10 protein-coding genes and 2 pseudogenes are annotated in these 10,324 nt (G+C 65.6%); 1 reads left to right on the top strand and 11 read right to left on the bottom strand.

Features of this window, described 5'->3' with window-relative positions:
- Nucleotides 1-420 precede the first annotated feature (420 nt).
- Nucleotides 421-852, top strand: a complete 432-nt coding sequence (locus AB1609_07745) for a cupredoxin domain-containing protein (protein ID MEW6046359.1) — start codon at nucleotides 421-423, stop codon at nucleotides 850-852.
- A gap of 17 nt (nucleotides 853-869) precedes the next feature.
- Here the strand turns inward: AB1609_07745 and cobA are convergent.
- The 11 genes and pseudogenes from cobA to AB1609_07690 all read right to left on the bottom strand — a co-directional run bounded on the left by cobA (nucleotide 870) and on the right by AB1609_07690 (nucleotide 9,960).
- Nucleotides 870-1,490, bottom strand: a pseudogene (cobA, locus tag AB1609_07740) (uroporphyrinogen-III C-methyltransferase).
- A gap of 58 nt (nucleotides 1,491-1,548) precedes the next feature.
- Nucleotides 1,549-1,713 (bottom strand): annotated as a pseudogene (locus tag AB1609_07735) (heavy metal-associated domain-containing protein).
- Nucleotides 1,714-1,783: 70 nt separating this feature from the next.
- Complete coding sequence (locus tag AB1609_07730; protein MEW6046358.1) at nucleotides 1,784-2,044, bottom strand: hypothetical protein; 261 nt, start codon at nucleotides 2,042-2,044, stop codon at nucleotides 1,784-1,786.
- Entirely contained in the window at nucleotides 2,025-3,626 is a 1,602-nt protein-coding gene (nrfD, locus tag AB1609_07725; protein ID MEW6046357.1) for an NrfD/PsrC family molybdoenzyme membrane anchor subunit, read from the bottom strand. Before nrfD ends, AB1609_07730 begins: the two co-directional genes overlap by 20 nt.
- A 36-nt stretch (nucleotides 3,627-3,662) precedes the next feature.
- On the bottom strand, nucleotides 3,663-4,604 hold the full coding sequence (locus tag AB1609_07720; GenBank protein ID MEW6046356.1) for a 4Fe-4S dicluster domain-containing protein: 942 nt from the start codon (nucleotides 4,602-4,604) through the stop codon (nucleotides 3,663-3,665).
- A complete protein-coding gene (locus AB1609_07715; protein MEW6046355.1) occupies nucleotides 4,601-5,077 on the bottom strand; it encodes a cupredoxin domain-containing protein in 477 nt (158 codons plus the stop codon). Before AB1609_07715 ends, AB1609_07720 begins: the two co-directional genes overlap by 4 nt.
- A gap of 54 nt (nucleotides 5,078-5,131) precedes the next feature.
- The gene (locus AB1609_07710; protein ID MEW6046354.1) at nucleotides 5,132-5,608 is read right to left on the bottom strand and encodes a cupredoxin domain-containing protein; all 477 of its coding nucleotides are present in this window, start codon (nucleotides 5,606-5,608) and stop codon (nucleotides 5,132-5,134) included.
- Between the two features lie 189 nt (nucleotides 5,609-5,797).
- Nucleotides 5,798-6,445, bottom strand: coding sequence for a response regulator transcription factor (locus AB1609_07705; GenBank protein MEW6046353.1), 648 nt, complete (start codon nucleotides 6,443-6,445; stop codon nucleotides 5,798-5,800).
- Nucleotides 6,423-7,925, bottom strand: a complete 1,503-nt coding sequence (locus AB1609_07700) for a GAF domain-containing sensor histidine kinase (GenBank protein MEW6046352.1) — start codon at nucleotides 7,923-7,925, stop codon at nucleotides 6,423-6,425. Before AB1609_07700 ends, AB1609_07705 begins: the two co-directional genes overlap by 23 nt.
- Nucleotides 7,926-8,018: 93 nt before the next feature.
- Nucleotides 8,019-9,491 carry a mercury(II) reductase gene (merA, locus tag AB1609_07695; GenBank protein MEW6046351.1) on the bottom strand — a complete coding sequence of 491 codons (1,473 nt, stop codon included), beginning with the start codon at nucleotides 9,489-9,491 and terminating at the stop codon, nucleotides 8,019-8,021.
- Entirely contained in the window at nucleotides 9,448-9,960 is a 513-nt protein-coding gene (locus tag AB1609_07690; GenBank protein ID MEW6046350.1) for a heavy metal-responsive transcriptional regulator, read from the bottom strand. Before AB1609_07690 ends, merA begins: the two co-directional genes overlap by 44 nt.
- Between the last annotated feature and the right edge of the window lie 364 nt (nucleotides 9,961-10,324).

Here is a 10,324-nt window from a genome sequence, read left to right as displayed (position 1 = left end):
GGTAAGCACGGCAAAGACTGCAGCCCGCCGGTGCCTCCTGCGCGAGTCGCCGGCGGGCAGCCTTCTGGGAGAGAGCCCCACCTGGGTGAGCCCCAGCCTCGTATCGTTCGAGCTGTACAGCGTTATCAGGAAATCCTCAGGCCATCCCCGGCAGAGCGTGTTCTAGCCGGGAGGCCGGCCGGGCCTTCCGGGCTCCTGTCCTCATTAACCTGGCGATGTTCGTGGGGTTCTCGAGCAGCGGGCAGGAGGTCCGGTGAGGACCGAGCCGTGCCACAGACCGGGTTCACCGAAGAGCTCGAACCGGCGGGGCGGCTCCGGAGAGCGCGCCTCAGTACCCCTTGAGGACGAGCCCGCCCACGGCTATATATAAGCAGAGCGGAAGAGCAGGCGCTCAACGGCAAATCGAGGGGACGGGACAGCGTGAGAAGCAGGACCTACATCATCACGACGGCATTGCTCTGGGCCCTGATGGCGCTCGTTGCGGTCTATTGGGTCAGGGAACCCGCGCGCATGCAGGCCGCCTCCCGGGACTTCACCGAGGCCCTGAAGGCCCGCGAGCCCCAGTTCTTGGTGGTCGCCACCGATGCCGGGCTGAAGTTTCACTTCGAGCCGGCGGCCCTAGAGGTAAGGCCAGGGCAGCTAGTGGTGCTAAAGTTCATCAACGTCGGCCCGCTGAGCCCGCACGATTTCAGCATTGCCACCCTTCAGGTGAACACCGGCCTGCTGGACCCCGGCCAGGAGCGCGTGCTGAGCTTCAGGGCCCCTGAACAGCCCGGGGAGTACGAGTTCATCTGCACGGTGCCCGGCCATGCGCAGCTCGGCATGGTAGGGAAGATGGTAGTGAAGGGGTAGCCTGTCTGGTCCCGTTCTCACCCGGGGTGGTTCCACCCGTCCACTCCACGAAACCCCGGCGCTGAAGGGCTGGTCCCGGCGGGTGTTGGCCGCCGGGACCAGATGTATTCAGGCGGGCCGGGTTTTGCCACGAGCCGTCGGACGATGGCTTCCAGGTTGCGCATGCCCATCAGCACCACCAGTGTCGTGATGCGCGCCAGCGCAGCCCAGTCGATATCGGATGGCCCGCAGGCAGGATCCTCGTGGCCGGTGACCATGGCCACGGCTGAGGCCAGCCGGCGGTCAGTAAGCGGGATGCCGGCGTAAGCCGGCACAGCCACTGCAGAGGTGACACCCGGTACCACCTCCAAGGGAACACCTGCCTCCACCAATGCTTCGGCCTCCTCCGCGCCCCGGCCAAACATGAAGGGATCTCCCGCTTTGAGGCGAACCACCCGCTTCCCCTGTTTCGCCCGCTCGACCAGGAGTCGGCAGACAGCCGTATGCCGCAAGTCGTTCGGCCCGGGGAAGTCTTCGAGCCAGAGGCGTTCCGCAGCGGCTGATGCCTGTTCGACAAGTTTCCGCTTGACGAGGCGGTCGGCCACCACCACGTCGGCCCGGCGCAGCAATTCCAGCCCCCGTACCGTAATCAGCCCAGGGTCGCCGGGCCCTGGCCAGCGCCAGAGTCGCCTGCCCCGTACGAACCGTGTATCCGAGGTCGAGCAGCGTGGCGGAGAGCGTCTCCGGGCGTATCTGTGATGGGTCGTAGCGGATGAGGACCTCCCCGTGGGCGATGCTGACCTGAGCTTCGTCCACGCCCGCGAGGCGCGTCAGGGCGCGGCGGATGGACTCGGTGCAGAGCGAGCAGTGCATACCACCCACTCTGTAATGTAGGGTCGCCACCGGGTATCACCTTCGGAAATGAGTGTAAGGATTCCAGTCGACTCGAAGGTCAAGGGCGAGTGGCAATCCGCCAGACCTGGTACAGAACGTAGGCGTACGTCAGCCAGACGGCGCCGGCCACGAGCCCCAGTGCTGCGACCAGAGCCACCGGCGGATAGGGGCTGATGAACTGAGGCCGGGGCGAGACCGCCTGCAGCTGCTCGGGGCCAGGGCGGGCGGCGGCAAGCGCTGCCCCGCCAGAGGCGAAGAACAGCACCAGCGCAACAGCCGCCGCCAGCACCAGGACTGCGCTAAGCTGGCGGAGCCTCATGAGCAGGCTGTCCTTCCACGGCCGGGAATTGCAGGGAAGCCACTTCATGCGCCCGCACCTCCCGGGTCTCCCAGATGGAGATGATGGGGAAGAGCCGCGAAAACAGCGTGTAGACCAGGGTGAACCCCGCCAGCGCCGCTGCCGTGATCGACCACTCGACCCAGGTCGGCCGGTAAATCCCCCACCCCGCCGGCACTGACTGGATGGGCATGAACGGGTTGAGCAGGGTGGGAGCGATGATGACAAAGCGCTTCGTCCAGGCTCCGATGTTGACCAGTACCGAGGCGATCACCGCGGCATGGATGGGGTTTTCGTGCAGGTAGGGCAGGGACGACACAACCCCCAGCCCGAGAAGCACCACCGCGATGCGCGCCAGGACGTAGTGCACAAAGGGGTGTGTGGTTGCCAGCGGCACCTGCGTATGGATCACCGCGTATGCGAGTAAGGCGGCCAGACCGGAAGTCAGAAGCGGCCGGGGCCGCAGCAACGGAATGTTGCGAAGCACCATGAGGGTGGCAATCCTCGGAACCGTCAGCAACAACACCGGCAGCGCAATCCCAACGATCTGGGTGAACCAGAACAGCCTGGCAAACTCACCGGTCAGCACGGAGTTGAGGTACCCGCGTTCGGCTTCGGCCATCTTGTAGGCCGGCGTGAGGTACTCAGCGAAGGTGAAGTACCCGTAAATGAGGCCGAGAGCCAACACCAGGTACCCCATCTTGCGGAAGTGCTCCTCCGTGATGTAGTGATCCAGACGGTACACGCGACGGAAAACAGCCATCGCCGTCACGACTGCGGCGGCTCCGGAGAAAAGCGCCCCGAAGACGAAGTACGGCCCGAAGATGGTGCTGTTCCAACCGGCGCGCAGGGTCATGCCGAAAATCCATGAGACGACGGTGTGTACTGAGATGGCGACCGGCATGATGAGGAGCGCCATGATGCCGATGACTCGCTCGAGGCGTTCCCATTGAGCCGGCGTACCCCGCCAGTTGAACGACAGAATCCGGTAAAGCGCCCGGCGCCAGCGCGGCAGATCCGGCAGGTGGTCGCGGAGCATGGCGATGTCGGGAATCATTGGTAGCAGCAGGAAGATGGTGCTGCCGGTGAGGTAGGTGGTGATCGAAATCAGATCCCACAGGATCGGCGACTGCAGCCGTCCGTGGAGCAGCAAGTTGAGCACGCGGTCGGGGCGGCCCATGTCGATAAGGGGCTGGACAGCACCCATGAGCAGCGATGCGAACGTGATCGCCTCCGCCATCCGCGTGATGGGCCGCCGCCATTCTGCCCCCGTGATGCGCAGGATGGCCGACATGAGCGCCCCCACGTGGCTCACGCCGATGAAGAAGACGAAGTCGGTGATGTAAACACCCCACATGACGTTGTTGCGAAGCCCCGTCACGCCCAGGCCGTCCCGCAACTGAACCCCGTAGGCGATCAATCCCCACACGACGACGGCCAACAGGGCACCGACAAAAGCCCAGAAGCCCGGGCCCGGCCGGGTGATGGAGTCGATCAGGGGCGCCTCCTGCGCAGTCCACACCGGCTCCGGGCGCCGCCAGGCCGCGGCGTGGGTCATCTCCATTCCAAGACGCCTCCTCGCGTTCTGCGGTGCTCGCCTTCAGGTTGCCGTCTCGTCAGGCGGTGCGGGGTAAACCCGGCGGCGCGGTGGCAGGTAGTACACCCGGGGCTCAGTGCCGAGTTCTTCCAGGTACCGATATCCACCGTTCTGGCGGATGAGCTCCGACAGCTTCATCCTCTGTCCCTGGGAGTTCGCCGCGATATCCTCCACCTCGTCGCCGAACCATATGGCCCCCATCGGGCATGCCCGGGCACACGCCGGAAGCTCGCCCTCTCCCACCAGCGAGGGGCAAAAGACGCACTTCTCAACGACGCCCTTGCGGTGCGGGTACTGCATTTCGATGTTGTAAGTGGCGCTGCGCTCTTCGGGGGAGTGGAGCGGCTCCACCCAGTTGAAGTATCTGGCGCCGTACGGGCAGGCGGCGATGCAGAAGCGGCAGCCGATGCAGCGATCATTGTCCTGCATGACGATGCCATCTTCCCGCTTGTACGTGGCGCTCACCGGACAGACCGTCACGCACGGGGGGTTGTCGCATTGCATGCACGGCCGGGGGAACCAGTAGGGCGCTGTGTTCTCGCTGTCCTTGAGGCGGCAAACCTTGATCCACTCCTGGCCCGGCGGGACGAAGTGGAAAGCGTTGCAAGCCTCGGTGCAGGCACCGCACCCGTCGCAGCGCGCCAGGTCGATGACCATCACGAAGCGGTGCGTCGCGACGGCGCCGGGTGCCGCCGGTGCCCCCGGGGCCACGGCCGCCGTAGAGTGCCCGGCGCCCGCCGCGCGGGCCACGGCCGGCCTGCCTGCCTCGGGCACGGCATCCAGCACGACCAGGCGTCCGGTGGAACCGTCGGCGGCCAGGGCCGGAACGCCGCGGGGAGTGTGCCCCTTCAGCCATTTGGCCAGTTTGGAGACGGCCTCGGGTGCCCCCGCGGCCACGGCAAAGGCCGCTGTGGTTTGCAGCAAGGCGCGCCGTGAAAGCTTCACCCGCCGACAGCCCCCAACTCTGCGGGCAGGACCACAAGCTGCCCTTTCTGGTCGGCGTGATCCTCGGCGCACCCTTCCAGCGTGCATGAGAACAGGTAGATGCCGGGCCTGTCAATGGTGAAGGTGAACGTGCGGCTTTCGCCGGGCTGCAGCGTCACGTTGACGCCGCCGTCCCGGGACCTGAACGCTGCCGCGATCCCGAAGCCATGGGCGAAGTCGGGGTCGGCATTGGTTACCTTCAAAACGACGGTGTCCCCCGCGTTCACGACCAGAGTTCCCGGGTGCCACCGCCTGGCCGTCACCTCGTCACTGCCCGCCGCGGCCAGCACCACGTGGAATTGCCAGGTGCGTGGAACGATGGGGCGGGTCACGGACGAAGGGGGTGCGTACGATGCCATCACCAGCCGCGCCGCGGTAAGAGCCGAGAGAACCAACACGAACGATATGGCCAGCCAAACCCGCCCGTCTTTCACAGCCCTTCTCCCCCCACCCTTCAACGCCTGCCCGATAAGCCCCCCGCTTGGAAGCTACTTGACAATGAGCTGGCCTTTCTGGCCCTGCTCGTAGTGGCCAGGAATCAGGCAGGCGAATTCAAACGTACCCGTCCTGGCAGGGACAAATCGGATGCTCACCCTGGCTCCCGGCTTTACAACGACCTCCATGATTTCGGTGCCGGAGATGGTATTACCGTCCACTTCCACGGTGGTTTCAACGCCCTTCAGCATGGAATTGGCTTCGACCCATTCGTGCATCTCTTTGCGCTCCATGGGCATATTCGGACCGGAGGGGTAGACCATGAACTCGTGAGGCAGGCGCCCCTGGTTGACCAGCGTGATCTCGACCTGGCTTCCCGCGGACACGGTGAGCGTGGCCGGGTCGAACGAGTACTCGCCCATCACCACCGTGAAGGCCTGTCGCCGCGCTCCCTGCGCGCCGGCGGCCAATAGTGCCAGCAAAGCGGCCACCAACAGTCCCGTCGGCCCAAACCGTCGCATCCTGCGCATCTCTTGACCACCCCCTGACTTCCTCAGGCGATTTCAGCGTAAGCGGAGTCCGGTACAGGAAGCGACGTCCGCGAGAGTAGTGTGAAAAAGCAAGAGGCCTACCCGTCGGGGTAGGCCTCGGAGTTCCCCGGGTGAGTGGGGCCCGCACTCCACCGGGTGGATGGACGGCCCTCGATCCGTCCCGTGCGATCAAGCCGAGGGTGGCAAGAGCCCCCGCCTCATGGCGTAAGCGACGGCCTCCGCCCGGTTGCGCAGGTGCAGCTTGTCGAGGATGTTCCGCATGTGAAATTTAACCGTATTTTCGGTGATAAACAGGCGTTCCGCAATCTCCCGGTTGGTGGCGCCGGCCGCCACCAGATGCAGCACCTCGCGTTCGCGTTCGGTCAGCTCGTCGGAAGGCGCCGACCTCGCTTCTCCCCGGATCTGGCGGCCGAGTTCCTGAAGAATCCGGGAAGCCAGGCGCGGCGAGATGGCCGGTTCGCCACGGGTGACACCCTGCAGAAGGGAGAAAAACTCGTCGGATTTGAGGTTCTTCGTCAGATAGCCGTCAGCCCCGCACTTGATGGCCTCAAACAACGTCTGATCGTCGTCGTATACGGTCAGGATGATGATCTTGACCTCCGGAGCCGATGCCTTGATGAGGCGGGTGGCTTCGAGCCCGCCCCCCTCCGGCATCCCGATGTCCATCAAGACGAGGTCAGGCCGGAGCGACAAAGTCAGCCGGACCGTCTCAGAAGCGGTGCTGGCCTCGCCGATCACCTCGAGGCCCCGCGCCTCCAGCAGGCTGCGGATGCCGTCCCGGAATAGCGGGTGATCATCCGCCAGAACCAGACGCATGGCCGTCTGCCTCACTCTCCGCCGGCAACATGACAAGCACGCGAGTGCCCCCGCCGGGCCGGGATGCGATCTGGAACACGCCCCCCATGCTCTGGGCGCGTTCACGCATCATCTGCAGCCCGAAGCGGGGCCCCCGAACGCCGTGGGTGGAGGCGCCCAGACCGCGCCCGTCGTCCTCCACGGTAACCTGCCAGCGGCCTGAATCTTGGGAGAAGCGAACCCAGACGTTGCGGGCCTGCGCGTGTTTGCGAACGTTGGTCAACGCCTCCTGAATGATTCGCAGAAGTTGCAGTTCGACGACAGGCCGCAGGGCCAGCGTATCCTCTGGAACCTCGAGGTGGGCCGCCACAGCGGTGTCGCGGCTGAACTGCTCAAGGTACTCCCGAAGCGCTTCCACCAGGGGGCGACCGGGGCGAACCGAGGTGCGCAGGCCCAGGATCGTTTCCCTCAGGTCGGTGTAAACCTCCCGGGCGGCCGCCGCAAGTTGATCCAGCTGAAGGCGCGCCTCGTCGAAGCGGCGCGCCACCACCAGCTCGCGCACCGCCTGCGCCTTGATGCTCACGTACCCCAGCACCTGGCCGACACCATCGTGCATCTCCCGGGCAATGCGCTCTCGCTCCTCCAGGGCGGCGAGGCTCTGCACTTGCTCAACCAGGCGCGCCTTTTCGATAGCGATGGCCGCCTGGGTCGCAAGGCCGCTGACGACTGCGGCCGCATCGTCGCTGAAGCGGGCAGCCCGGCAGTTGGCGACGATCAGGGCACCGGCAAAGTGCTCTCCGGCCCGCAGCGGGACGGCCATGACGGCCTGAAAGCCGCCGCGGCAAAGAGCACGCAGCGCTTCATGGGGCCCCGATTCTTCTGCAGGCGGCTCGCTGCTTGCACCCCGGCTGGATACGTCCTCCAGTTTGAGCGGCGCGCCATATTCGGCCAGGGAGGTGAGGATGGCCGGCCCGCACTCCTGCAAAAGCTTTCGGCAGTGGACCGCCTCTGACGCCGAGGCCACCCGCCACGTGAGCTGGGTGCTGCTCTCGCCTGCCAGACCGACGGCGGCCATGTCCGCCTCCACAAGCTCTCGGGTGCTGGCGGCCACCGACTCCATCACGTGATCCAGATCGAGAGCGGCCGAAATCTCCGTGCTGATGCGGTAGAGCGCCTCGGCCACCGCGGTGCGCTGGGCCAGCGCCTCAGTCCGGCGGATCAGCTCCTCCTGCATGCGGCTGATGATGCCGAAGACGAACCCTGAGAAGAAGTAAGCGCCCACCAAAACCACCAGGAAGACCAGGACGTTGCCGGCCCACAGGGGCAGAACCGTGTTGAGGGGAGAGTAGTGGCGCGCAAACTCAAAGACGCCCACGAAGGCAGCCGGGCCCAGCGTGGTGAGCCAGGTGAGCAGATGCGTGCGGGCACTCCGAGGCGTGCCGACAGGGGCGCTGCCGGCCGGCATCCGAAGAGGCGAGGGCTCGGAGCCCCGATGAGACATGGCGAGCCTCCACCTGTAGCTTAGGCGCGAACCCTGAAAACTACCTGAGAAACGCCTGAAAAGAACCCGAAAATACCGAACGGAAGGACCGCTTCAGTCAGCGCAGCAGGATAGTCTCCGGACGTCCTTGAAGAAGCTGGTGGCCACGAGTTTGAGGGCCTCCGCCATCGTCGGGTAAACGTGGATCATCTGGCGGAAATGCTCGATTCGCGCTCCGAGTTCGAGACCCATGGCCGCTTCGTGGATCGCCTCGGAAGCGTCGTGTCCTACCATCGTAACGCCGAGCACCCGGTGGCTGTCGCGGTCCGCCACCATCTTGATGAAGCCATCCGTGCGATAAGTGGCGCGGGCCTTCGGCACCCACTCGAGCTCCAGCACCCGGCAGGCGCAGCGGTGCCCCGTCCGGACAGCCTGCTCTTCGGTCAACCCAACGCTGGCCACCTCCGGCTCGGTGAATATGGCGCGGGGTACCACTGTGTGGTCGACCTCTCTGCCCGCCCCAGCCAGCGCGTTCTCCGCGGCAATCGCCCCGTCGAACGCGCCCACCGGAGTCGCAAGCTGGCTGCCCTGCTGAAGGCCGATGACGTCCCCTGCTGCCCAGATGTTCGGGCGAGAGGTTCGGAGCAGTCTGTCCACCCGTACAAAGCCCTGGGCGTCCAGCTCGACGCCGGCCTCCTCTAGCCCGATACCGTCCGTGTTGGGCTGCCGCCCCGCTGCCACGAGCACCTGATCGGCCAGGATGACGTCACCGTGGCCTCCAGTCTGCAGGCGAAGCGCCACCTGGCGGCGGTCCGGCCCGTCCGTTCGCTCCACGCGGGTCACGCGTGCGCCCAGGAAAACTTCGAGCCCTTCCTTTCGCAGCAGCGGGACAAGGGTGTCGCCAACCTCCGGTTCCATGCGCGGCAACAGCCGCTCGCTCGGCTCGATGAGCGTGACCCGAGAGCCCAGCCGGTGGAACATCTGGCCCAGTTCGAGCGCGACATAGCCGGCACCGATGATGGCCAGTGAACCCGGTAGCTCGTGAAGCTCCTGCGGTTCGCCGACGGTGAGCAGGTCGGACGTCAGGTACGACGGAACGCCCCCCAGTCCCGGAACAGGAGGGATCAACGGGCGGCTCCCGGTCGCGATGAGAACGTGCTCGCCCCGAAGCCGTCGGTCGCCAACGACCACCTCGTGCTCACCGGCCAGCCTGGCCCTCCCGTAATAGACGTCGATGGCGTCCGACTCGTCCACGATGGACTGATAGCGCCCCTGGCGGTAGTGCGAGACCAGTTCGTCCTTCTGCTTCACCAGCGTGTCGAAGTCGACGGCCATCTGAGCCTGCGACAGGCCGCGGTAGCGAGGGTGGCGAGCCTCCCATACGAGCCGGGCAGCAGCGATGAGGTTCTTGGAGGGGAGGCAGCCGCGCGCGACGCAGGTTCCGCCCAGGGTCCGGTGTTCCGTCATGGCAACCCGGGCCCCAAGTTCAACGGCCCGAAGGGCGGCCGCAAAAGCCGTCGACCCGGAGCCCAAGATCACCAGGTCATAGGAAGCCCTTTCTCCCTTGGAGAGCGACTTCTTTGGCACGTGCCACACCTCCGTCCGGCCGCTGGCCGGCGCCGGAATCAGGCTGCATCCGCCGGTAACCTGACTCACTGAGGATGTCGCAGATACAGCGCGTCCTGTCTGCCGCCCGGTCCGGCCCGCGTTGCAGGGACCGCCCCAGCTCGTACAGTTCACCGAGCTCGCGCTTGAGCCGCTCCAGGCTTGCGATCTGCCGGTTCACCTGGTCGATCTTCTTTGCCATCTGGTCCAGGACATACTCGCAGGGGCGCCGGCCCTGGTCCCGGACGGCCAGCACCTCCGCGATCGCGCTCAGGGAAAGCCCAAGCATCCGGGCTGCTCGGATGAAGCGCAGCCGTTCCACCTGGCCGGGCCCGAACACGCGGTAGCCTGCTGGCGTTCGCCCTTCCGGCCTGAGCAGCCCCAGTTGCTCGTAAAACCGAATGGCCCCCGTGGTTACGCCGGCCCGCGAGGCCAGTTCACCGATCCGCATGCTTCGCCGTCCCCTCAGGGGAGGGTACACCTTCATGTAACTAGAAGGTCAAGAGAACGCAAACGAAGTCAGGAGTTTCCGTTGACAAGGACACCCTGGCTGCGTATGGTTTAGGTAACGCCGGAGGGAAAGCAAAAGCGTTGGTACGTCGCTCCAGCCAGATCGCGGTGTGCCGGGTAACCGGGTATATGCTCCCGCTGAAACCCCGCCAGTGCGTGTGTTCGCGGCGGGGCGGGAGGATAGCGTCCCCGCAAGTGGTGTAAATTGGGTTCCCGCTTGACTGCCACCCGTTACGCCGCGATATCAGGCAACTGTGGCATTCCCTCGCTTTCACCCCCCGTCGTTCTTTGCCGGGCAGCATAGA

The organism is Bacillota bacterium, assembly GCA_040754675.1.
GTDB lineage: Bacteria > Bacillota > Limnochordia > Limnochordales > Geochordaceae > Geochorda.
The sequence above is the reverse complement of the archived record's forward strand: the minus strand, read 5'-3'. Positions and strand labels throughout refer to the sequence as shown.